The following is a 25275-nucleotide window of genomic DNA, read 5'->3' on the forward strand; positions in this document are numbered from 1 at the left end:
GGAACCAGTAAATAATCTCTCTACTCTTTATTAGCCCATACTTTTTTATAATCTTCCATCGCTCCGGTATAATCTTTTAGTTTAGAACGAGCATTTCCCCGACTTATATAAACTTTGTCATTTTTAGGGTTTACCAGCAAAGCTTTAGTGTAGTATTCAATTGCTTTGTCGTAATTTTTGAGTTTAGAGCAAGTATTTCCTAACCCTATATAAGCTTTGTCGCTTTCAGGATTCATTCGTAAGGTTTGAGTGTAATCTTCAATTGCTTCGCCATATTTCTTCAATTTATAATTGGCGTTACCTCGATTTAAATAAATTCGGTAATTATTGCCATCAAGCTGCAAAGCATGAGTATAGTTTTCGACGGCTTGAATAAACTCTTCATTTTTATAAAAATTATTAGCTAGATTTAGATAATCTTCTGCATTTTGAGGATGAGACGTTAAGGCTTCTGTCGATTTTGAAGTTGCTCGATGGTACTCGCTGGTGAGTTCAGAAGTAACAATATTGGAATCAATAGTAACTTGATAGTCAGGTTGAGTCGATGCAACGTTGACGGAATCTAAACTTATTCCTTGATGATTATTTTGACTTTGAGGAAGTAGCAATCCCGAACTATAGTTATTGATATAGTCGGGATTGATGCTCATAGCCTTTGTATAATCCGCTGTGGCTCCATTATAATCTCCTAATTCCGAACGTATAAGTCCGCGACTGTATCTAGCTTCTGCGTCATTGGGATTATATGTTACATACATGTTCAAATCTGCGATCGCACCTTGTCTATCTCCAAGTCTATGAAGGGCTAATCCTCTTTGATAATGTGCTTTAAATCCGTCGGGCTTTAGCTGTAAATATTGGCTAAAATCGACTATTGCTGCTTCGTAATCCCCTTTATGAGCTTTATCTAAACCCCGACGATAAATGACTTCGATAAACTCAATATTGCGACGCATTTCGGCTTCTTGCTGCTGTCGCTGCATGACAGTGCGCGATACGGTAATCACGTTACGCCGCATTTCTAACTGCGCTATTACCTGATTGCTTAATGCTCTTAATCCCTCTTGTTGCTCTAAACTTAAATCCCGTGGTACCGTATCAATTACGCATAGTGTTCCGATACCATATCCTTCTGGTGTAATTAAAGGTGCGCCAGCATAAAACCTAATACTGGGAGCATTTGCAACTAAGGGATTATCGGCAAATCTAGAATCCTTCAAAGCATTTGGTACAACTAATGGCTGCTTTTGCATGATGGTATAAGCGCAGAAAGCTACATCCCTCGGAGTACAGTCTACGTCTACACCAACCTTAGATTTGAACCACTGGCGATCGCCATCTACAAAACTAATCACCGCAATAGGAGTACGACAAATCTGTGCGGCTAAAAAAGTGAAATCATCAAATACTTTTTCCGGAGCAGTATCGAGTATTTGATATTGTCGGAGTGCTGCTAATCTCGCTAATTCGTTGGTTGGTAGTGGTGCCTGTAAGTTCATTTTATCCGTCTCCGAAAATTACTTTTAGAAAATTAAAAAAATAAAGTAAATAGGTTTTGGATTAACTTCACTAATTAATCCGGTAGCTGAGTAGTGGTAACTAAAAATTAGTATCTAAAATCTTTATTTTGTTATTTCAAGACTCTACTAGTGCAAGAAAAACTCGGTATCCTCTTGGTTATAACAATTGTATGATTCGGTTATGAAGTATTTCGTATTATATATTTATGTATACCTACTGCGAGATTTTCGACAAGAAAATGGTAAAATTTTTGACAACTGTTTACTGCTTAATTTTATTGAGAGTTTAATATTTAATAGGTATATTATATCTGGGTTTGGTGAGTATATGTCATATAATTAACATGAAGAATACCTCCGTATTTTTAAATTTATTAATTAGTTATCCGTTATCGATCGTGTAAATAAATTTTGTTTTATTATTCTATATTTACTTTCAATATCAATTTTGTATAATCTGCTCCGTCGGGAAAGATAAAAATTTATCTACATGAATACAAAATTTAATAAATATATATTGTTGGTACGAACTCAATTGACATTTGATGATTGATTATTGTTCCTAACTTAAGCAAAAAGTGAAAGGTAAAATCTGAACTATAAATATCCTTTCCCCTTCTTAAAACTCAAATCATGAAGAAATCAAATAAATTTTAACTACATACCAAGCAGAATGACAAATCAAATTTGGATTGCGATTACTTTCATTAGTTTTATGCTTTTGTTTACTGCCGTCGGTATCTATTCGGCGACTCAAAAGCAAAACAACACTACTGATTATCTTTTAGCTGGTAGAACTGTAAATCCTTGGTTTACAGCACTTTCAGCAATGTCAACAGGACAAAGCGGTTTGCTATTTATTGGGCAAGTCGGTTTTGCCTATAAATCGGGAATTTCTTCTATTTGGCTAATTCTTGGTTGGGCATTAGGAGACTATATCGCTTGGTGGTTATTCTTTAAAAGACTAAGAGAAATTTCAGAAGAAACTGGATCTGAAACAGTATCTGGTTTTTTAGGGCAAAATACCAATGGAGTCCGAGTCATTACGATTATTTCAGCTTTAATAACTATCGCCTTTCTTGGTGCTTATGCAGCCGCACAATTAGTAGCAGGAAGCAAAGCGCTCAGTGCGGTTTTTGATTGGAATTACAGCATAGGTATTATTATTGGAACCATAATTGTTGTCATTTACTGCTTCTCTGGAGGTATCCGCGCTTCAATTTGGACGGACACAATCCAAGCAATAATTATGATTGGTTCGTTACTGCTATTATTAATTGTTTCATTAATTAAATGTGGCGGTATAAATGCACTTTGGGCGCAATTAACCCAAATAGATCCAGCCTTAGTAAACTTAAGTCCGGCAAATTTACCGTTGGGTTTTCTTCCTTTCTTTATTGGTTGGATGGTTGCGGGATTTGGCGTAGTAGGTCAACCTCACATCATAGTTCGTGCAATGGCTATTGACAATGCACAAAATGTCGCCAAAGCCCGGAATATCAAAGTAATTGCCGGTTTAACTACATCCTTCGCTTCTCTAGGTATCGGTTTGACAGGAAGAGTACTATTGCCGGATTTATTAGCTAACGGCGATCCAGAATTAGCATTGCCTGCATTAGCTTTGAACCTATTGCCAGCGGCTTTAGTGGGCGTAATGTTAGCGGGTGTATTTTCTGCAACTATGTCCACCGCAGATTCACAGATATTGTCTTGTTCCGCAGCCCTTACTCAAGATATATTTCCTCAATTTGCTCATTCTTATAAAATTGTCAAATTAGGAACTTTAACTGTGACTGCAATAGTCTTGGTAATTGCCTTATTTGGAGATAAAAGCGTATTTTTTCTAGTTACCTTTGCATGGTCAGCTTTAGCTTCAGCATTAGGACCTTTATTCGTAGTTAGGGTATTGCAAAAACCTATTAATGCAATAGTGGCTGTTGCAATGATGATAGTTGGAATATTAAGCGCTTTGATATGGACAATAACCCCCGAATTATCAAAGCTAGTTTACTCAGTTCTTCCGGGAATGGTTGCAGGAATATTCGTTTATTTCATCGCGCAATTTTTCATTCGTGATGACATTAAAGCAGCGAGCGGCAAGTAGAAGAAGAAACTAAGGTAAATTAATCAATAAGTATAAATTGTTAACCTTCACCCACCGCAAAAATTTAAATTCAACTTCAGTAGTTAACTTAAAACTTTCACTAACTGCTGAAGAAAGAGCTCGTTCCAGACATCACTTTCAAGCTTCCGATAAACAAATGGTGTGCTTGCGTTTACCCAGGGGTACTGTATTAAAAGATGGCGATATTCTAGAAGATGAAACTAATACAACCATTATTCAAATAATAGCCAAACCCGAACCAGTTTTAACTGTAACTGCTCGAAGTCAGTTAGATTTAATTAAAGCTGCATATCATTTGGGTAATCGTCACGTACAGCTAGAAATTACAGCAGATTATTTACGTTTGTCTCCAGATTCAGTATTGCGTCAAATGTTAGAAAAGCTTGGTTTAATAGTCAAAGAAGAATTTTCATCCTTTCATCCCGAGACGGGTGCTTACACTCAACATTTTCATTGAATACTGTAGAGGGGGTAGAGGGGGTAGAAAAATTTATTACTAATTACCAATTACTAATTACCAATGCCCAATTCCCAATTCTCAATTCCCAATATTCTTTATCTTTTACAGCTTGTCAGTCCCGCTTTACCTGTGGGAGCGTATAGTTATTCTGAAGGGTTGGAAACGCTGATTGAAAATAAGATAATTTATGATGTTGAAAGTCTTAAATACTGGTTGAATCAAGAATTACGTTATGGAGCAATCCGGTTGGAAGCAGCAGTAATGTTGAGAAGTTATCATGCAGTCAAAGCAGAAGATTTTGCAACTGTTGCTTACTGGAATAATTGGTTATCAGCCACAAGGGAAACTGAAGAATTGCGTAACCAATCTCAACAAATGGGAGGTGCTTTAATTCGTTTACTCAAAGAATTACAGCCACAGGTAAAGCCTATAATTACAGTTGTGGGTAATCCTTGCAATTATGCGATCGCCTTTGGTGTTGCTGCTAGTATTTGGGAAATTAATTCCGAAGCAGTCATACTGGGATATTTGCATAGTTGGCTAAGTAATTTGATTACTGCTGGAGTAAAGCTAATTCCTTTAGGGCAAACCGCAGGACAATTGTTATTAATGGATTTACAAGAATTAATTAGTACCGTCGCAGTAGAAATTACCAATTTGAATGACGATGAATTAAGCTGTTGCAGTTGGGGTTTATCTTTAGCAAGTATGGCACACGAACAGCAGTATACAAGGTTGTTTCGCAGTTAACAGTGAGCAGTTAACAACTAATAACTAATAACTAATAACTAACAACTAACAACTAACAACTAACAACTAATAACTAATAACTAATAAATTATGACTTTTAGAGTTGGTGTAGCTGGCCCGGTTGGTTCGGGAAAGACTGCTTTAGTGGAAGGTTTATGTAAATCAATGCGCGATTATTATCAAATTGCGGTTGTTACTAATGATATTTACACTCAAGAAGATGCACAGTTTTTAACCAAATCTCAAGCTTTAGAAAAAGAAAGAATTTTAGGTGTAGAAACCGGTGGTTGTCCTCATACTGCTATTCGAGAAGATGCTTCAATTAATTTAGGTGCAATTGAACAGTTAGAACTACTTTTTCCCGATTTAAATTTGGTGTTTTTGGAAAGCGGTGGCGATAATTTGGCTGCTACTTTTAGTCCGGAATTAGTTGATTTAACAATTTATGTTATTGATGTCGCAGCCGGAGACAAAATTCCCCGTAAAGGTGGTCCTGGTATTACTAAATCGGATTTACTTGTCATAAACAAAATTGATTTGGCTCCCTATGTTGGTGCTGATTTACAGGTTATGGAAAGGGATGCTCGCAAAATGCGCGGCGAAAAACCTTTTATATTTACCAACTTAAAAAAACAAGAAGGTTTGACGAAAATTATTGAATTTATTTCAACCAATATTTGCTAAAAGTTTACCGGGTTTATGCAGGGCTAGCAAAAATGGCAAGAATTAAATTTAGAATAATTCTGCGTATAGGATAGCCGCCTATGAGGAGTGAGTGGCAATAGGCTTGAATGAGGTTATCGCTTTCTAACTATGGAAAAACCGCTATATTCTTTTACAAATAGACCCATGCAAAGCAATATACCTGTATAACGATTCTTGTATATTGCTTCTCGCTGATTTGCTGCACAAAGTCTGCAAAATGAAAAGTTGCTGTTTTCCCAACTCACTAAATGATTTAATGTACGGTTTTCTCAATAACACATTTTTACACTTTTAAAACTTTTGCTTAACATTTTGTTGTAATATAGAATAGCAAACAAATCAAAGGCACACCGTTCAGCATGAGTAAGTGCAACAAAAAAATAGATCGAATATTATAAATGTTTTATCTGCTGAATTTTTTTACCTGCCAACTTATTTACTCGAAGGGTTATTCTGCTTGAAATATGCTTAAAACAGATGCTATCACTGTAGGACAATTAGAAAGAGAATTGTCTCAACGTATCCAGTCTTTTTATCGCAATCTATTAGGAAATATTCCGATAAAAGTAAGTTGTCACCTGTTTGCCAATAAGTTAGTAGTATTGGCTGAAAATTCTATTACTACAGCAGAAAAAGTGCTGATTGAAGTCGGTAAAGAAGAATTAGCACAAAAATTTCGCGTGAATTTGGAACAATCAATTAGATTGAAATTAAAGTCATTAATCGAGGAAATTTCTCAGGTAGAGATAGCCGACTTATTAAGTGAGACTAGCTTAGACACTGAATTGACTGGAATTATTGTAGTGTTTAACAAAATTCCAAAATTACGCGCTAGTAGAAATTCTGTATCTAAATAATGCTGTAGAAGATAAATGAAGACTGTTATTTCATAAACTAAATAACCAGTGGAGATTAAAGCCAATGTTAGTACTAGTATCGGCAACCAATCCCCCGATGCTATTTTGTCCGCTGGTATTGCTCAGGTAAATATCAATTCCTAAATCTGCTTTGGTTTCAAAGTAGCGCAAACCCGTACTCCAAACTAAATCATGTCCGGAAACTGGGGTTAATTCTCCGATTAATTGAAATTTATCGGATAAAACTTGGTTTATTCCTAATCCTAAACCGAAGCGTTCTTCTTTTCGATAGAATGCTGCTTTGGGGTTAAAAAATAATGCTGTTTTATTGCTATTTTGATAAACCATAGGTACTTCTGCGAATATAGTTCCCACCCGAGGGCGTTTGCTATCTCGAACTCCTTTGACTTTTACACTTAAAGAAAAAGGATCGCCTTGTGCTTGATTAAGAAATCTTAACTTTGCACCGGCACCAAATTTGATTGCATTTCCAAAAGTTTCTCCAGGGGGAAGATTATCGTCATTACCAAACTGCTCGATAGGAATTTCCAACTGTAAATCATTCGCTAAACCGTACATAAGATTTAATTTAGCGTTTCCTCCAGAAGTCATACCTGTAGTTAATCTGATTTTATCTGGTGGTAAAGTGCTGCTGTTGCTAAGGGTTAAACCATCTAGCAGTAATTGTTTGTCGCGGTTGGATAAAGGAATATCGGGTTTATTTCCAAAGTTAGAAGCGTAGTTTTGCCCAAAATCAAAGATGTATTTAACCTTGGCACCAAATATAACTTCATTGCCGTCGGGGATAAAAGCTAAAAGATTGGTAGTTGGAGTTGCTCCAAATGCATTCGTACCATAAACTTCTACACCAGCACGAGGATTTATTGCATAACGGGTACCAGCAGCCCATAGTAATTTGCGGAAAATAGAGTTATCTTCCGAATCTAAGGCATTACCTCCAGGTCCTAATGGTAAATTAGCATTAGCAAACAAATTCAATTTTTCCGAAGCTTGCAAGCTTATACCCGCACCTAGATTCATAAAAGTTCCGTAAAATTCTGCTTGCTTTACTTTGTCAGGATAGAATACGACTCCGGGAGTGAAGTGTAATTGAAGTTTATCGTTAGCATCATAAGTAACTGGAACTTCTACTTTTCCGATAACATAGGATTCTGTAGTTTTGTCATTAGTATTATTAAATAATCCGGTATCGGAAGCAAGTTGTAATAGCTCAGCGGTACCGCTAACTGCTACTTTTAATTTTTCGTTTTTTAATACTTGATATTTTACGCTTGGTGCAAAAGATACAAATGTTAAATCGGGGAATGTTCCGTTGATTTGACTTTTGGTTGGATCGTCAAAAAATTGTGCTGCAAAGCTAAACTGTAACTTATCGGTGACACCCCAATCTAAAGAAGTGTAATAGTTTTGATAGCCAGTATTTCCCTGACGATTATCTCCCGGTTTAGCTTGATGAGTACCCGCTTCAAATTGTACTGAGCCTTTAGGTAATTGATTCGCTGTCTCTAAATTGAAAAGTCTTGTCGGCGGTTTTTGTAAAGGGGAAAGTTCTGGTTCTATTTGTTTGATTTTTAAGTCTTTTGCATGAGTACTAATTTGCGAAAATTCAGTAGATGAATTCGTGTCAAATTCAGGCTGATTAATAGTTGTCAATTCTTGCTTAAAAGATTTTTTTTTAGCTTCTTTGAGCTTAGTAATTAAATCTTGCGATTGTAAATTAGTCTGTTGCTTAGAATTATCTTCACTCGCAAAAGCAATTGTAGGAATTGATAAAGCTAGTACGGTGTAAGCAGCTATATTTAATATTTGCATATAAAGAAGTATATATATATAGCGATAAAGCTATAAATTTGAGTTGACAGTATGGCTGAGCTATTAATAAGTCGCAAGTAAATATCTGCCTGTTTTTAAACGGGCAATCAGACAGCTATATATAGCGGTTTTCACTTCAGTGCAATACAGATATGACCTTACCCCGCCCTCTGGGCACCCCTCTCCTTGACAAGGAGGGGATGGGGGTGAGGTGGCGGAATGTATGGTACTCAACTGAAATTCGGTATATTTATCCGATGAATAACTTAAGTTATTTCAAATCTCAAAAATTCTGTTTATCTATTTAGATAATTCCTTGAAAGACAAGCGATTAGCGTTTTTTCAAAGCAGATTCAAAATAGATGCACCATGTATAAAAAATGTTTTATTTGGGATGTTTAAAACATTATTAGCAGCTAATACACCCTAATCAAACAAAAAAAGTATAGTGTATTATTACGGTTATGGAAGTATTACAATCAACATATAGAGCTTTTTTTTATGCTTAAATACTTTTGTTTGTAGGATTTTAATAGTTAAATACTTGTATGACCCATCACGTTATTAAAGCGACTAAGGAAACGGTGCATCTTGGCGGTTTTTCGCATTTATTAGAACCTGCTTTAACAGTAAATTCTGGCGATACTGTGGATGTCGAAACTTACACCGGGTTTCACGTTTGCGATCGCGCGCCGCAAGAGTTTGTTACACCGGCATTATTAGACATATACAAAAATCTTCCCTCAGAACGTAAAATTGCACCAGGACCTCATTTATTAACTGGCCCCATTTACGTCGAAGATGCTCAACCTGGTGATGTTTTGGAAGTGAATTTAAGGCAAATTACACCCAGGCTACCAGTTGGTTTTAATGTTATTCGTAAAAATTGGGGTGCCCTACCGCAACAGTTTAATCAACCTGCATTGAGATTTATTCCCCTGGATTTAGAAAATAACGTTGCCGAATTTCCTACAGGTAGCGGAATTAAAATTCCTCTCAAGCCATTTTTCGGTATTCTCGGGGTTGCGACAACTGAAAATCCTCGGAATTCCATACCTCCAGGAAACTATGGCGGCAATATCGACAACCGCGAATTACAAGCAGGTTCCAAAATATTTTTACCCATATTCGTTCCCGGTGCTTTGTTTTCCATCGGAGATGGACATTCCGCCCAAGGAGACGGGGAAGTAAATGTAACTGCAATTGAAACTTCTATGAACGGTACTATTGAACTAAAGCTTCACAAGGATTTGCAAATCTCCACACCAATTGCCGAAACTCCTACTGATATCATCACGATGGGTTTTGCTCCCACATTAGATCAAGCTTTAGAAAAAGCTTTAAAAAATATGATTGATTTTCTGGTAAGCTGCACAAAGTTATCTCCAGAAGAAGCTTATATTTTATGCAGTTTAGCTGTAAGTTTTCGGATTACTCAAGTCGTTAACTTACCTCAAAAAGGCGTGCATGGAATGCTTTCTAAAGCTTTGTTGCCTGAAGGGATAAGAATAGGGAGTTAGGAGTTATGAGTTATGAGTTAGGAGTTAGGAATTAAGAAATTTTGGATTTTAAATTTTAGATTTTGGCTTTTTATTTATAGCTACAAGCTAAGAGTTTGGAGTTATAGATAAAATGGTTTACTAATAGTTTTTTTCTTACTTTTCACTGCTCACTGCTCACTGTTCACTGCTCACTGCTCACTGCTCGCTGTTCGCTGTTCACTGTTCACTGTTCACTGCTCATGGAAATTTGGTTGCTTCTGCTGATTAGTGGATTAATTGCAGGTATTCTTGCCGGATTGTTGGGAATTGGTGGTGGTACGGTTTTAGTACCTATACTGCTGGCATTTAATAAGACACCATTACAGGCTGTTGCTACTAGTAGTCTTGCAATTGTGATTACGGCGACTTCTGGAACTATCCAGAATTGGCGCATGGGATATATTAATTTTCAAAAGGTACTTTTTTTAGCATTACCTGCGGCAATTACTGCTTATTTAAGTGCTGGAATAGCAAAGTTTATTCCTCCCCGCAATCAATTAATTGCTTTTGGCATTTTGCTTTTGTTTACTATTTATTTAGTAGAGTTACGCAAAAATTTATCGAAAAAGCAAGAAGAAGCAGAAAACGAACAAAATCAACAAATTCAGGAATCGAAAATCGGTTCTATTGCTTCTCGAATTATTACTGGTAGTCTTGCTGGAATGCTTGCTGGTATATTCGGTGTGGGTGGTGGTGTAATTATGGTACCCCTACAAATGCTTTTATTAGCAGAACCGATTAAAAAAGCAATTCAAACTAGTTTGGGAGTTATTGTTATTAGCTCTGTCTCTTCTGCATCCAGACATGCTATTGAAGGTAATATTTTATTTTTTGAAGGTTTAATTTTAGGGTTTGGAGGACTTTTAGGAGCGCAACTTAGTACCCGTTTTTTACCTCGACTACCAGACAGAATTGTTAGTTTAACATTTCGTGCAGGACTTGCTATTTTAGCCGTGTATATTTTTTGGAAGGCAAGCAGAGTATAGTTTAGGACTATTTATATAAAGATTATTTAATTTTAAAAGTTCATACTTTTATCTCACATACAGCATATTTCATTTCACTAAAGTACATTCAGACGGGCAGGGATGCCCCGTTCACCCGCAAGGGTGCGGCTCACTTTGACGGGAAGAACATCTCCCCCTTCGGGTTCAATAGTTTGATGGGACGGAAACCGACCCCCGAAGTTTGGGGGAAGAATATCTTCCCCCCAACTTCTCTCCATCAACTATTTCACCGTCAAGTTCTCTCCATCCCACAAGAACTTTATGATATGAGGGTGTACCTCATTTATTTGCAAAATTTTGCCCGACACCCTATAAGGGTGCGGCTACATTTACAAAGTCCGTCTTCACGGACTAGGATTTTTAGCCCACGCAGGTGGGCTTTGTAATATTAGCCCCAGGCTTACAGCCTGCGGGCTTTTTGTAAAATTGGGATGCTCCCGAGAGAAGGCTCAGGTATTTATGCTTTTGCTTACAATACCGATATGAGTAAGTTTAGCCCTCAATCATATTGAACTTAAGCTATTAACAATTGGGGTAGAAGGTTCAATTCCTCAGAAGAAATGATTGGCGAACAGATCCAAGCTAACAGTTAATATTTAAAAGTTGGAAAATCTTAAATCCATTATTAAATCAAATTAGATTAAATTCAATTAGATTCAATTAATTTAATCTTAATTTTAAATGTATTTTTCTTATACTTGACCCTGTTGATAATTGCTATATACTCAACAGATAATTATTGTCTTTATCTTAAAACAATCGTTAATTGCTAATTGGTAATTGTTAATTTATTTTTAACAAAATACACTTCCAATATGTAGTCATTGATTAGCAGAAAATTTTTGTAATCAGAGATTATTTAGTTCTCTTTGAGGTCTCTAAAATGTTTCCGATGAATAAGGCTATTGCTTTTGTAATTTTGAGTCTAATTGTTGGTTGTTCTCCTAATACTTCAACACCAAATTTTTCAGCTTTCAATTTATTTCAATCAAAATCTGACATCTTAAATAACACTAAAATCATTCCTGGCAAACGTGTTGGTGAAGTAAATAGTAAAACGACTCGTGTCGATTTAGTCAAAATGTTTGGTGAATCAAAGCTTAAAGACGACGTAATTTTAGAAGATGAAGGAACAATTTCACTTCCAGTGACTAAAGTCAATTTAGGTGATAACAAAAACTTTACAGTCGTTTGGGAAGAAGATGATAGAGAAAAATTATTATATGTCAGAGATTTTGGTTCCGCTTGGAAGACTCCTGAAGGTATCGGTGTGGGAACTTCTTTTAAAGAATTGCGCCAACAATTAGGTGATTTTCAGTTAACTGGATTAGGTTGGGATTACGGTGGTTTTATTAATTTGGAAACTACCAAATTATCTCAATATCAAGGACAAATCTCTATACAACTTGCTCCCGAACAAGAAGCTATCAGTAAGCATCCCCAGCAACACGAAGCCGTTTTAGGAGATAGAGAATTATCTTCTACTAATCCTAATTGGGAACCTTTAAATATGAAAGTCTCTCAAATGACGGTACATTTTGATGAATAGTTGAAGATTGGGCGCTAATCATTATAAATATCAAACAATTTCATTATTTTAAGGAATTTGCTCTATCTGCTTGGAAGTGTAAAATAGAACAGATATTTTTCTAATTATAATTACTATCAGCGTCAGGTATATAAATGATTTCAATCAACAAGAGTCTTGCTGTAATTGCTTTAGCTCTAATAGTAGGTTGCTCGGATAAAGATTCCGTTAACTCAACAACGATTAATTCTATACCAGAAGAAACTTCGCAAGCTACAACTCAATCGTCAAATCCTGTTGCGGTAGATAAATCGCAAGCAGCTAATTCACCTCAAAGACAAGTTGTAGTAGCAAACAATTCCAGCAAAACAGATAATTCACAAGCTAGTTCATCTCAAAATCAACCTGTTGCGGTGGATAATTCTAAATCGGATGCAGTCAACGATACTTTAATAATTCCAGGAAAACGTGTTGGTTCGATTACTGCTGAAACTACCCGCGCAGATTTAGTTAAAATCTATGGTGAATCGAACTTAAAAGATGAAACAATCTTACAAGTTGAAGGCACAGTTTCAGTTCCAGCTACCAAAGTTAATCAAGGTACACCAGGTGCTTTGACAATTTTTTGGAAAGATGAAACTCGTAAAGAAATACTATATATTCGAGGTTTTGGTAGTCAATGGAAAACCCCCGAAGGTATTGGGGTTGGAACCTCTTTGAGCGGATTACGTGAAATATTGGGTGAGTTTAAGTTGACTGGATTTGGTTGGGATTATGGTGGTTTAGTTAATTTCAAAGATACCAAATTATCTAAATATCGAGGTAAACTTTCCCTGACACTTAATCCAGGAGATGAAAATGTATATGGAAAGTACCCCAAGCAATATGGAGCTGTCTCCGGTGACATAGAATTATCTTCAACTAACCCAAATCTTGAACCTTTAGATGTACGGGTTTATCAAATGACCGTAAATTTTGGTGAGTAATGGTAAGTAATTAATGATTAGGAATTGGGAATGGGGAATTGTCTTATATTATTCCTTATTGTTCAAGAACCTAGTTTAAACGCTTCTACAAACAAGCTATAAATAAAGCCAACTTTTAAAAAATTCAGTGATTCCACCCAAAGAAGTCGCCGTTCTTTGGGTGGTCTTCTGTAAACTATCCGACTACCTATTTCTGTCAAAAATACTAAAAATGCAGCGACAACAATATCCAAAACTGCTCTTTGTCCTGCTGTTGTAGCGGCTACCGTTCCCATAAAAAAACCGAACAAAAAACTAATCATCAACAGCGATATTCTTCGCCAAGGATTGAGAAACCATAGCGCTAGGTTCCTTACAATTAAATCGAATAAAGAATTTAAGCGGGTATTTTGCATTTTTATAATAGGGAATTGGTAATAGGTAATAGGTAATAGGTAATTTCTAACTCGCGACTCATAACTGTTCACTGCTCACTGTCTTCCTCTCCCACTCCCGAGAAGAAAGGAACCGAGTATTTTTGTCAGAGTCATTTTAATGTGGAGTGGTACTGTTGTCTCTTACCATTGACTAACAACCAATTATTAACAACTAATAATTAGTGTCTTATTGATTATAAACTGATGATTCAAAGTCTTTCCAAGCATTGGTGGAAGAATAGTTCAAAGCGTCCGGCTCTAGCTGTGATGTTATCAATTTTATGGATAATTTTGGTCTCGGGGATAGCATTTTTTTGGCATTTAGGAAGTTTCAGCTTAATCGATGAGACAGAACCACTGTTTGCGGAAGCTTCGCGGCAAATGTATCTTACTGGTGACTGGATTACGCCTTATTTTAATGGTGAAACTCGTTTTGATAAACCCGCTTTGATTTACTGGTGTCAAGCCTTAGCTTACATGATTTTTGGGGTAAATGAATGGGCTGTACGTTTACCTTCTGCGATCGCGGCTTTCGGTTTGATTGGTTTGGCGTTCTATACTTTGTACTATCATCAAGCCAAAATGGACGGTTTGCAAGGGGTGTACCGTCCTTTTCGGCGTTGGTTTACGGCTGGCTTGGGTGCTGCGGTAATAGGTCTTAACCCAGAAATGATTGTTTGGGGTAGAGCAGGCGTTTCGGATATGCTGCTCACTGGATGCATGGCTTCTGCTTTGTTATGCTTTTTTCAAGGATATTCTCAACCTGCGATATCACCCGTAAAAGCACGGTGGTATTTTGCTTTTTATGTATTAATTGGGTTAGCTATTTTAACTAAGGGACCTGTAGGTATTGTTTTACCAGGTTTCATTATTTTTCTATTTTTAATTTATTTGGGGAATTTTTGGCAGGTTGTAAAGGAAGCTAAGCTTGTGCGGGGTATGCTCGTTATTTGTGCTGTGGCAATCCCCTGGTATGTATTGGTGACTTGGCAAAATGGTTGGAGCTTTATTGATTCCTTCTTTGGTTTGCATAATGTCGAACGCTTTACAGATGTTGTTAACGGACATTCGGCTCCTTGGTATTTTTATTTTATAGTCGTAGCACTCGGTTTTGCTCCTTACTCGGTTTATTTACCTGCTGCGATGCTAAGAATCAAGTTTTGGCAGCGTAAATCATGGATATCTTCAGAACGTTATCAACAACTTAGCTTATTTGCTTTTTGCTGGTTTATTGGTATTTTTAGTTTCTTTACCATTGCCGTTACCAAGCTACCAAGCTACGTACTACCATTAATGCCAGCTGCTGGTATTTTAATCGCGTTGTTATGGGGTGATTTGATAGTAAATAAAGAGAAGCAAAATGTTCAAAACGTTTCTGCTTCCGCTTCACTGGCTCCCGTATTGCTCTCTTCACCTCTCATGCAAGCCAGCGGATGGTTAAACGTAGTCTTCGTCTCGGCTATAGGATTTGCATTCTTTAAAATTAGCAGTTTGATCGGTTACGATCCCGCAGCCCCTAATTTTCCTCAAATGCTACAAAGGTCTAATTTACCAGTTTTAGGTGGCATAATTTGGCTGGCTGCTGCTGTAATTATTGCTGTTTTCTTGATACGTCGGCGTTATTTACATTTAATATGTATCAATTTGTTGGCATTTACAGCATTCATGGTATTAGTTCTGACTCCAGCTTTATTTGTATCGGATGCTAGTCGTCAGCTACCTTTAAAGCAATTATCTCAATTAGCAGCAAGGGTACAAAAACCGGGCGAAGAAATAATTATGGTTGGCTTTAAAAAGCCTAGCGTAGCTTTTTACAGCCAACGTAAAATTAACTATATTAAAAGCAACGAACAAGCCGCAAACTATATTAAAAATCAAACTGAATCTGAATCGGTAATTGTTTTAGCACAACCAAAAAAGTTTCCTAAAATGGGTTTACAATCAACTGATTATGAAAATTTAGATGTCAAACAAGCTTATGGTTTGATTCGCGTGAAAACTAGTAATCAGTAATTAGTTCGCATTAATAAGACGTTATGCTTATCCCCCTCTTTTGGTAGATTGGGGGATTTGTGTTGGTGTAGTCATTTAACTTATTTTCTTAATACGAGCAAGATGCTTGCGCTACAACCTGTTTTGTAGTTGGAATAAATATAAAACATTACCTTTATTGAAATGCTTCCTTTTTTAATTCTATTGGTGGAAGCAGTAATATTTACTATAAAAATTCTGGAAGGAATATTGAAAAAATTAAGCATCTGTAGGGTGCGCTGAAGATGAAGCCATAACGCATCTTACAAATACAAAATAAATAACTAGAACTTCTTAAGTTTTACTGATAACTAATAGCTGATTACTGTTCCCTGTTTGCTGTTAATGCTTGATTTATTCTACTCAATAAATCTTCCATTGAAATTGAACGAGGTAATACCTGGGCAGCTATATTTTCTGAAGTATCAAATTTTTCCAACTCTACGCGATCGGAATTTAATCGCTGATCGAGAAATAGCAGTGGGGGCAAGTCTAAACCCATCTGTTCTAATGCTTCTACTACAAATTCAGCAGTTACTTCTATGGTAGATTCTCCCAAGCAAATTAATAGTAAATCTACACTGCCATGACGTATTTGCTGTAATAGTTCTTCCCAAGTATTGCACATGGAAGACTTTAAGCCTGCCGTTTGTAGATATTGAACTAAAGCTTGAAACCATTCAGTTGGACGAGAATTTGTTTCGACTTCTTCTTCCTTTAAAGGGCAAGAAAGTTTTGTGCTACAGGGCAAGTGAACTGCTTTGCGGTTATTTTTCTGGGTTTCCTTTGTTTCAGAGTCAATTATTGCTCCCGGTAAATCCGGTATTATAGTTAAATCTAAAACCGATATGCTCGGAGGACAACATACGCCAGCAGCTATTTGTAAAACTGATAACAAAGTAGGTGCTTTGTCTTTATCAATTTTGTTGTCTTTACCTAATTTTGTTAGACAAGGAAATACTGAAAGCTGGGCAATTTGCGATGCTGCTTGGGTAGTTTCTACATTACGAGTTACCAATGGCAAAGCCGCCAAAATCTTACTGTCACTGATTTTATTTAAGTAAGTTTGAGCAAGGGGCATTTCTACATCTAATAAAGCCACATCAAACTTCCAAACCCGAGCTAAAAGTTGCGCTTGTGCTAAATCATCTGCTTCTATAACTCTATGTTTTCCTAAAGATGAATCATAACTTAACGGTTCTACTTCAGGTTCAACTAATCTCAATATTCGTAATGGAGTTTTCGGCTCTGACTTACCACAATTTTTAACATCTTCTGGTTTTTCTTCAGCAGTTTTATCGTATAAGCTTTCTAATATTTCTGCTACAGCTTGATGCTTGACTGGCAAAGTCAGAAAACGATCTGCACGATTGCTAAATGCTTGCTCTTTTTCTGCCGCGCTAGCCGTCACAATTACCGGAATATCACGAGTTGAAGTATCCGATTTTATCAATGTCAATACATCCCAACCGGAAAGTAAAGGTAACAGAGGATTGATAAAAATAGCTTTGGGTTGCAGTCTTCGGGCTTTTTCCAATGCTTCGCACCCTGAGCGAGCTACTACTACTCGGTATCCTAAAGTGCTTAAATGCTTGGTGAAATCTTCTATATACCTCGCTACTGTTTCTACAACCATGACTAAACTGTTGGGAAAAGTTTTTAGCTTGGCAATAGAATCTTGATTTTTGGAGTATTTAAAGTTGTTTTTGTAAGCAGGAATATTTTCTATAGATAATTCTTTAAGAGAAGGAGAATCTCGTAATGGTGTATCTTCTATCACTTTCTGAGTAATGTCTGAACAGTTTTCGCTATCGTTTGAGCCGATTTCCCCGGCTATTGTGTGAGGAGGAGATGGAGGCAAAAGCAACGTAAATTGGCTTCCGTAACCTTCACGCGATAAAAAGCTGACATCACCACCATGAAGTCTAGCCAAAGCCCTAGTTAATACCAATCCTAAACCCGTTCCTTCATGTTGACGAGTCATCGGATTTTCTAGCTGCTGAAACTTTTGAAATATCAAATGTTGTTGGCTATCGGCAATACCAATACCCGTATCCCAAACGGTAAAGGTAATCCAACCTTCCCAACTATTTACCTGTAAGCCAATTTCTCCGCCTGCTTCAGTAAATTTATAGGCGTTGGAAAGTAAATGAATCAACATTTGCCGCAAACGCAATTCGTCGGCAATAATTTCTTCTAATCCTGGCTCAATATCAAGACGAAATTGATAGTCTTCGTCTAGCTCTGATGCTGTTGCTTTTGTAGTTTGAGCGTGAATATCTTTGGCTTCTTTTGAAGCGCGATCGCAAACTTTTTTGATGTTAACTTTTGTCGGAGTCAGGCTCATTTGACCTGTTTCCATGCGAGTTAAATCCAAAATATCGTTGACGACACTCATCAAATGACGACCACTTTGATGAATTAATTGGGCATACCTTGCTTGCCGATCGTTGAGTTTTCCTAACTGCTGATCGGATAGCAAACGGGATAATCCTAATACTGCTGTCAAAGGAGTCTTCAATTCATGACTTATACAAGCCAAAAATTCATCTTTTAAACGATTTAGTTGAATTAAATCAGCATTTTTGGCTGCTAGTTCTTGAGTTAATTGCTGTTGCTCGGTAATATCTGTAGCCAAAACTAACCACAATTGTCCAGTTTCTGAAGAGTTCTCTTTTGTTTGTAATACTTTTAACTCTTGACTCCAGCTTTGCTGATTCCTTAAATCGCGAAACTCATCATCTGTAATATTTACTGGTATTTTAGTAAATCGCCAAACCCTTTCTTCTCCATCTCGCATTTCCACAATACAAATGCAGCTACCAGGTTCGCTATCAATAAAACAGCGGTTTAACGTCGAACCTACATCCTTTTTGCTGAACTCAGGATTGACAAAATCTGTCTGTGAAACTGTATTCCCTTCAATTGTCTTTTCCCAAAGCTCTTTTATTCCTTGTGGATCTTTTAATTCCCCAAGTTGTTCGTACCATAGTTGGTTTTGCGACACTACTTCTTGGGTATCTGTTTCTAACATCAATGCCCAAGGAAGTGCCTGAAGTAATTGTGTTGCATACTTGTACTCCAACTGACTCTTATCCCGACTTTTGCGCTGGTTAATTTTATTTTTAGCATTCGCGTAACTAATAACTTCAGCACTATCCAAATTGATATTCTTTACCGAAGTTCTGGGAATAACCGAGATCGCACTACCCGCTTCTTGATAAATTTCTGCCTGATGATAGCTTAAATTTACAGATAGGTTTTCGCTTTTTCTATCTAATAATGCTAAACATCTCAATAACTTAGAACTATCTAATAGTCCTAAAAACTTACCATATTCATCCACCAGCACCCACTTTTGAAAGTTTGCTGGCAGTTTTTCAGAGCGCAATTTAGAACCAAATTGCTCTAAACTTAAAGAAGAGCTTAAGATTTGGATCGGTTTGACGAACTGTTTATCCAAACAAGAGATTGGTTGATTCCAATCAAATTTTTGTGTGATTCCAGACTCGTCCTGTTTTCTGTAAATCAAAAGTCCTAGCAGATTATTTGCATCGAGCAAATAACGAGGAATTTGTTGCTCGCTTACTACTACCAACTGCTGGGAATGCTGCTCTTGCTCGAACATTGACAGCACATGAGTTAGAGGAGTAGTTTCGCTTACTCTGCGAGCTTGAGTAATAAAGTCGTAAAGCGGGTAATGTTGAATTGACATATGCCTTTTGGAGTTATTCTTCCCTAGGAAGCATCCGGCATCACTAACTCACTGCTTGCCTTGTATTTTTACAAGTCTTAATAAACCTGACTTGAGGAATACCATGACATTACAGGACGATTTTGAGCGGAAACTCCATGCTTGACTCAAGATGAAACTTGACCTCGCCAGAGCTTACTTGTCTTACAAGAGTTGTCCGTGCGGCGGTTTCTCCCTTTGCTGTTATAAGGATGCACTTAAGAGACTTTTAAAAGTGTCCTAGGGCGGGGTTAATACCCCTGACATCGACAGCAGCTGTTAAAACAATTATTACTCTAAAATTCCCCTAAAAATCTTTAGGAATTATAATGATTTAAATTACGACATTTTTTAATCTTACTTAATCAAACTTATTATTTGATAATTTATTTTTAAAATGTACCAATGGATAGTCATTTTTATTTTGTTTTAAGCATAAGACTTTCATCCGTAAAATGCAACAAAAAACCGAGTATTTATATTTATGAAAATTTATACTAATTTATACTAAATTCCTTTTCGGATAGTTAAACAATTACAAATTGGATATCGTCGATGTTTCATAAGTTAGTCAAATTAGATTAAAGCAATGGAAATTATAAATTTATCTGTTCTGGATTTAGATGCTAATTTTCTAAAATTGAAAAAACTGTACTATCAATCTTTAAATTCAATTCTATGAATTAAAAAAAATGCCGAAGATAGATAGTAGAGGTTAATATCATCGTTTTTGTGCAAACACCATTTACATCATGTTATTCAACAAAGACGGCAAGTTTGTTTAACATAATTTACTCGGTCTAAAATTAATGGCTGTCTTTGTTTTGATAGAAATATATTTAGGCTTGATGTTTTGCTATAAAAGACTCACCGTAGGGAAAAAATGGATATGTAGTTAGATGTCACAATCTGAAATTATGCTCGTTTTTGAGCAAATGAATCCAAATCAGAAAAAAGAAATGTTACAACAGGTCAAATCCGAGTACCGCCAAATTCTGATTAAATATTTTACCAACGATATCAATTTAAAAGAAAAAATAGATAAATTAATTCATGCAATATTTCGTGCTAATATCCCCGTGCCTCAAATTATTGAGATTCATATGGAATTAGTTGATGAATTTGCCAAGCAGCTAAAAATAGAAGGTAGAAGCGATTATAATTCGTTACTTCTTGATTATCGCTTGACATTGATTGATATGTTGGCTCATTTATGTGAAATTTATAGACGCTCTGGTACTTCTAAGGGTTGATGTTTTTGGTTATTTGTCAGAAGATAAATAAATGAAAAATAAATATTTATTATTTTAAACCTGTTAAAACCTGTTAAAAATTCACTTTTGCTTTCTCTTAGAATTATTTTCCACCATAAACTTTCGTATGAACCATCAAGATGGTCAGACCTATGTTCTGAAATTGTATGTATCGGGTAATACGCCAAACTCGGTACAGGCGCTAAAAACACTTAAAACAATATTAGAGCAGGAATTTAAAGGAGTTTATGCTTTAAAAGTTATCGATGTGCAAAAGAATCCACAGCAAGCGGAAGAAGACAAAATTTTGGCTACTCCAACTTTGTCAAAAATTTTACCACCGCCGGTTCGTAAAATAATTGGGGATCTATCGGATAAAGAAAGAGTCTTAATTGGTTTAAATTTATTGGATGCACAATTAAACGAACAAGAAAACAACTGGGAATAGTAAACTATATAGATGTTAATAAACGGACTCTAGTTATTAAATAAGCGGAGCCAATTTACTATTTGTAATTAATAAGCAATGAGCGAGAAAAAAAAACCGCTACACAGTAGCAACCCTTTAGTAAATCGAGGTGTGGAAAAAATTCGCACCTTGATAGAGGGTTTCGATGATATTACTCATAGTGGATTGCCTAAAGGTAGAACAACTTTGGTCAGCGGTACCTCTGGTACGGGGAAAACATTGTTTTCTTTACAGTTTCTCTACAACGGTATTACTCACTTAAAAGAACCAGGGATTTTTGTCACTTTTGAAGAAGCTCCCAATGATATTATCAGAAACGCTTATATATTTGGTTGGGATTTACAACAGTTAATTGATGATGGTCAACTATTTATCCTTGATGCTTCTCCAGATCCCGAAGGTCAAGAAGTTATCGGTAACTTTGATTTATCCGGATTGATAGAGCGGTTGCAATACGCGATTCAAAAATACAAAGCAAAACGTATTTCCATTGATTCGGTAACGGCAATATTTCAGCAGTATGAGGCGGCGGGATTAGTCAGACGGGAAATTTTTCGTTTAGTTGCACGTTTAAAAGGTTTGAGCGTTACCACCGTAATGACAACCGAGCGAAGAGAAGAATACGGTCCGGTAGCAACATTCGGCGTAGAAGAATTTGTATCCGATAACGTCATAATTTTTCGTAATGTTTTAGAAGGCGAGCGTCGCAGACGGACGATTGAAATTCTCAAATTGCGCGGTACGACTCATATGAAAGGGGAATATCCTTTTACAATTACCAATCAAGGAATAAATATTTTCCCATTAGGTGCCATGCGTTTAACTCAACGTTCTTCAAACGCTCGCGTATCTTCGGGAGTTGAATCTCTAGATAAGATGTGCGGGGGTGGATTTTTTAAAGATTCGATTATTTTGGCTACAGGGGCTACCGGTACGGGGAAAACCTTATTAGTCAGTAAATTTTTACAAGAAGGTTGCCATCAAGGCGAACGCTCGATACTATTTGCCTATGAAGAATCCCGCGCTCAACTTTCAAGAAATGCCACTTCTTGGGGAATTGACTTCGAGCAACTAGAGCGTCAAGGATTGCTCAAAATAATTTGTGCTTATCCCGAATCAACTGGCTTAGAAGATCACCTACAAATTATTAAGTCAGAAATTTCTGAGTTTAAACCTTCCCGCATTGCTATCGATTCTCTTAGTGCTTTGGATCGGGGGGTTTCTAATAATGCATTCCGACAATTTGTTATTGGTGTAACGGGTTACGCCAAACAAGAAGAAATCACTGGCTTTTTTACTAATACCACTACCCATTTTTTAGGTTCAAATTCGATTACTGATTCTCATATTTCTACTATTACTGACACGATTATCCTATTGCAATATGTAGAAATTCGTGGAGAAATGTCCCGAGCAGTCAACGTATTTAAAATGCGCGGCTCTTGGCACGATAAGGGTATCAGAGAATACAACATAACTCGTGATGGTCCCCAAATCAAAAATTCATTCCAAGATTACGAAAGAATTATCAGTGGAGTGCCCAGTCGCGTTAGTATCGATGAAAAGGCGGAATTATCTCGTATTGTTAGGAGTTTTGAAGATGAGCAAACATCTGATTCTTAGCATCCGAGTTAACATAGTCAGGGTTCTAAGCGTGATATAGTCTGTGGTTAGAAATAAGTTTCTGCCGCTTGATTGTAGTGTGAGGAAATGCGGTGAAAGCACAGCAAATATTAAATAGTTTCTTACCCGGTGTGACAGCAGCAGTTCTGACAGCTCAGCCTACTTGGGCTGAAACTGTGACTGTTGATAACTCGCAAGTGGGTCGTTATCCAAGTATCTTTACTACCAGTACAAGTAGCAATGAAGTACAAAGTAACACTTTTACTTCTTTAAAAGATACGGAGGGTCGAAAGTATCCGGCACCAGTTACTCCCCCAGGAGTAAAGCTAGGCGGCGTAAAACCGGACAATCGTAGTATTTCAGGAGCAAATGTAACTGGTAAAACAGGAGTTATAATCAATGCTTTAAAGAAAAAGAATCAAAATCGAAACAACGATAGCTTGAAAACAGCTTCCCATAGAAGTTCCACCCAAGCATTAAAAAAACCTGCTTCTAGAAAAGTTTTTGACGCTAATAATGATTCGTCGGGAATAAAGAAATTTGCAGCCGTAGCAATCAAAAAACCGGACGATAAAATATTTCAAAAATTACAGCGAATTGCAACCGGGCCAGGATCTGCCGAACTGTTAAAAGTAGGAAGTTGTCCTACAGGGCAAGATCCAAAACTGCAAAATCTTTTGTCAGCTTCAGCGGCTTCAGCTTGTAAAAAGATTAATTCTATTCCTAATAAAAAATTAGAATTAGCCCAGTCAATCGCTCCCGCTCCCGTACAGCCTACCAGACCATCTTTACAGGGTCCGACTTCAATTCCAAATGGTCTCGAACCTAGCGCCAATCCCCTGCAATATCCTACCAAGCCCTCTGAAGTAAGAGTTCAACAAAATCAACCACTTACTTTGGAACAAGCTTTTGAGTTGGCAAGACGGAATAATCAGGAGTTACAGGTAAGTTTATTGCAGCTAGAACGGACGCAAGCTGGGTTAAAGGTAGCACGAGCAGCTTTACTGCCTAACTTGGGTTTAAACGCTCAAGTTGCTCGTCAGCAGTCTGCATCGGGACAACTTTCAGGTGAAGCAGCCCGCGATGCTGGTATTCCTTCTGATTCTCCTAACTTTCCGGATGATTCACCCAGTACTGCTTTCAGTGGTGGAGCGCAACTCAACTACAATATATTTACCTCCGGAGCGCGGGGTGCGCGAATTCGTCAAGCTGAAGAACAGGTGCGTTTGCAAGAATTGGACGTTGAGCGTTTATCTGAAGAAATTCGCCTTAACGTAGCTACCGAGTATTACAACTTGCAGCAAGCAGACGAGCAAGTTCGCATATCCAGAGCTGCTGTAGTTAACGCTGAAGCTAGTTTGCGAGATGCAAGAGCATTAGAACAAGCTGGTGTTGGTACGCGCTTCGATTCGTTGCGTACTCAAGTTAACTTAGCAAACTCCCAGCAACAGTTAACTAATGCTCGTTCCCAACAGCGAATTGCTCGTCGTACTCTGGCGACAAGGTTGAATTTGGCACAGTCAGCCACTCTTTCAGCAGCCGATGCGGTCAAGTTAGCTGGTTTGTGGAGGCAATCACTGGAAAACAGTATAGTTTTGGCTTATCAAAACCGTCCGGAATTGCAGCAGCAAATAGCACAGCGAAACATCAGCCAACAGCAGCGCAGAGAAGCGCTGTCCCAGTTAGGTCCGCAAGTCAGTCTTATTGCTAACTACGAGTTGCTTGATGGATTTGACGATAATGTGGGATTAACTGACGGTTACAGCATCGCATTACAAGCAAACCTGAATTTATTCGATGGTGGTGCATCAAGAGCGCAGGCTGCACAAGCAAAAGCCGACACCGAGATAGCAGAAACTCAGTTTTCTAGTACTCGCAATCAAATTCGCTTTCAAGTAGAGCAAGCTTATTCGAGCCTGCAATCTAACTTGGAAAACGTGCAAACTTCCGAAGCTGCTTTAAATCAAGCTAGAGAATCTTTGAGGTTAGCTCGTTTGCGTTTCCAAGCTGGTGTGGGAACTCAGCTAGAAGTACTTGATGCCGAAAATGCTTTAACAACAGCCGAAGGTAATCGAGTAAATGCAATCTTGGATTACAACCGTGCTTTAGCTAGCTTACAGCGTGCCGTTACTTCTCGGGGATTGCGTTAATATTTTTTATTAGTCATTAGTTATCAGTTATTAGTTATTGTTTATAATTCAGGACTTTTAATTTATAACTATAAACTTTTGACTAATTTTATTTATTCAAAGTTATTGGGGTCTTCTTTAGTTATTTAGGAGTAATTTTTGTATTTTCTCATAGGGGAAATGCTGACAGATCCAGAACAAGATGCTCTCAGAAAAATCTCCCATAAAAACTAGTATTGCAAAGTATGTGTTGTTGTCTAAAGCAACTTATGACCGAAAATCAGTTACATATAGTTTTCTAGCCATTAC

Annotated in this window: 18 protein-coding genes; 14 read left to right on the plus strand and 4 right to left on the minus strand. The window is 37.1% G+C overall.

What is annotated here, in order from left to right; genetic code table 11:
* Positions 1 to 20: 20 nt before the first annotated feature.
* The gene (locus RIV7116_RS15230) at positions 21 to 1499 is read right to left on the minus strand and encodes a tetratricopeptide repeat protein (RefSeq protein WP_015119192.1); all 1479 of its coding nucleotides are present in this window, start codon (positions 1497 to 1499) and stop codon (positions 21 to 23) included.
* Between the two features lie 694 nt (positions 1500 to 2193).
* Between RIV7116_RS15230 and RIV7116_RS15235 the strand changes: the two genes are divergently transcribed.
* The 5 genes from RIV7116_RS15235 (at position 2194) to RIV7116_RS15255 (ending at position 6417) form a co-directional block, all read left to right on the plus strand.
* Positions 2194 to 3624: a sodium/proline symporter gene (locus RIV7116_RS15235; protein ID WP_015119193.1), complete on the plus strand. Its 1431-nt coding sequence runs from the start codon at positions 2194 to 2196 to the stop codon at positions 3622 to 3624.
* Positions 3625 to 3661: 37 nt separating this feature from the next.
* Positions 3662 to 4102, plus strand: coding sequence for an urease accessory protein UreE (ureE, locus tag RIV7116_RS15240; protein WP_015119194.1), 441 nt, complete (start codon positions 3662 to 3664; stop codon positions 4100 to 4102).
* 63 nt (positions 4103 to 4165) lie between these two features.
* Positions 4166 to 4855 (plus strand): urease accessory protein UreF, encoded by a 690-nt coding sequence (locus tag RIV7116_RS15245; protein ID WP_015119195.1) that lies wholly within the window; start codon positions 4166 to 4168, stop codon positions 4853 to 4855.
* Positions 4856 to 4942: 87 nt separating this feature from the next.
* Complete coding sequence (gene ureG, locus RIV7116_RS15250; protein ID WP_085977700.1) at positions 4943 to 5539, plus strand: urease accessory protein UreG; 597 nt, start codon at positions 4943 to 4945, stop codon at positions 5537 to 5539.
* A gap of 485 nt (positions 5540 to 6024) precedes the next feature.
* Entirely contained in the window at positions 6025 to 6417 is a 393-nt protein-coding gene (locus tag RIV7116_RS15255) for a DUF2294 domain-containing protein (RefSeq protein ID WP_015119197.1), read from the plus strand.
* Positions 6418 to 6447: 30 nt separating this feature from the next.
* Here the strand turns inward: RIV7116_RS15255 and RIV7116_RS15260 are convergent, their stop codons facing one another.
* Positions 6448 to 8250, minus strand: a complete 1803-nt coding sequence (locus RIV7116_RS15260) for a hypothetical protein (protein WP_015119198.1) — start codon at positions 8248 to 8250, stop codon at positions 6448 to 6450.
* A gap of 548 nt (positions 8251 to 8798) precedes the next feature.
* On the opposite strand from RIV7116_RS15260, the gene RIV7116_RS15265 reads away from it, so the two are divergent.
* From RIV7116_RS15265 to RIV7116_RS15280, 4 genes are all read left to right on the plus strand, one after another.
* A complete protein-coding gene (locus RIV7116_RS15265; RefSeq protein ID WP_015119199.1) occupies positions 8799 to 9770 on the plus strand; it encodes an acetamidase/formamidase family protein in 972 nt (323 codons plus the stop codon).
* Positions 9771 to 9991: 221 nt separating this feature from the next.
* Positions 9992 to 10777: a sulfite exporter TauE/SafE family protein gene (locus tag RIV7116_RS15270; RefSeq protein ID WP_015119200.1), complete on the plus strand. Its 786-nt coding sequence runs from the start codon at positions 9992 to 9994 to the stop codon at positions 10775 to 10777.
* Between the two features lie 913 nt (positions 10778 to 11690).
* Positions 11691 to 12347: a hypothetical protein gene (locus RIV7116_RS15275; RefSeq protein ID WP_157229285.1), complete on the plus strand. Its 657-nt coding sequence runs from the start codon at positions 11691 to 11693 to the stop codon at positions 12345 to 12347.
* A gap of 134 nt (positions 12348 to 12481) precedes the next feature.
* Complete coding sequence (locus RIV7116_RS15280) at positions 12482 to 13312, plus strand: hypothetical protein (protein WP_015119202.1); 831 nt, start codon at positions 12482 to 12484, stop codon at positions 13310 to 13312.
* A gap of 62 nt (positions 13313 to 13374) precedes the next feature.
* Here RIV7116_RS15280 and RIV7116_RS15285 read toward each other — a convergent pair whose 3' ends face one another.
* Positions 13375 to 13707, minus strand: coding sequence for a DUF565 domain-containing protein (locus RIV7116_RS15285; RefSeq protein WP_015119203.1), 333 nt, complete (start codon positions 13705 to 13707; stop codon positions 13375 to 13377).
* Between the two features lie 225 nt (positions 13708 to 13932).
* Between RIV7116_RS15285 and RIV7116_RS15290 the strand changes: the two genes are divergently transcribed.
* Positions 13933 to 15741 (plus strand): glycosyltransferase family 39 protein, encoded by a 1809-nt coding sequence (locus RIV7116_RS15290; protein ID WP_015119204.1) that lies wholly within the window; start codon positions 13933 to 13935, stop codon positions 15739 to 15741.
* A 340-nt stretch (positions 15742 to 16081) separates the two neighbouring features.
* Here RIV7116_RS15290 and RIV7116_RS15295 read toward each other — a convergent pair whose 3' ends face one another.
* Complete coding sequence (locus tag RIV7116_RS15295) at positions 16082 to 19474, minus strand: ATP-binding protein (protein WP_015119205.1); 3393 nt, start codon at positions 19472 to 19474, stop codon at positions 16082 to 16084.
* A gap of 917 nt (positions 19475 to 20391) precedes the next feature.
* Here RIV7116_RS15295 and RIV7116_RS15300 point away from each other — a divergent pair.
* The 4 genes from RIV7116_RS15300 (at position 20392) to RIV7116_RS15315 (ending at position 24987) form a co-directional block, all read left to right on the plus strand.
* The gene (locus tag RIV7116_RS15300; RefSeq protein ID WP_015119206.1) at positions 20392 to 20745 is read left to right on the plus strand and encodes a KaiA domain-containing protein; all 354 of its coding nucleotides are present in this window, start codon (positions 20392 to 20394) and stop codon (positions 20743 to 20745) included.
* A gap of 127 nt (positions 20746 to 20872) precedes the next feature.
* Positions 20873 to 21193 (plus strand): circadian clock protein KaiB, encoded by a 321-nt coding sequence (gene kaiB / locus RIV7116_RS15305; RefSeq protein ID WP_015119207.1) that lies wholly within the window; start codon positions 20873 to 20875, stop codon positions 21191 to 21193.
* A 78-nt stretch (positions 21194 to 21271) separates the two neighbouring features.
* On the plus strand, positions 21272 to 22837 hold the full coding sequence (gene kaiC, locus RIV7116_RS15310; RefSeq protein ID WP_015119208.1) for a circadian clock protein KaiC: 1566 nt from the start codon (positions 21272 to 21274) through the stop codon (positions 22835 to 22837).
* A 92-nt stretch (positions 22838 to 22929) separates the two neighbouring features.
* Complete coding sequence (locus RIV7116_RS15315) at positions 22930 to 24987, plus strand: TolC family protein (protein WP_015119209.1); 2058 nt, start codon at positions 22930 to 22932, stop codon at positions 24985 to 24987.
* Positions 24988 to 25275: the final 288 nt, after the last annotated feature.

Origin of the sequence: Rivularia sp. PCC 7116 (genome assembly GCF_000316665.1) — a bacterium.
Classification (GTDB): domain Bacteria; phylum Cyanobacteriota; class Cyanobacteriia; order Cyanobacteriales; family Nostocaceae; genus Rivularia.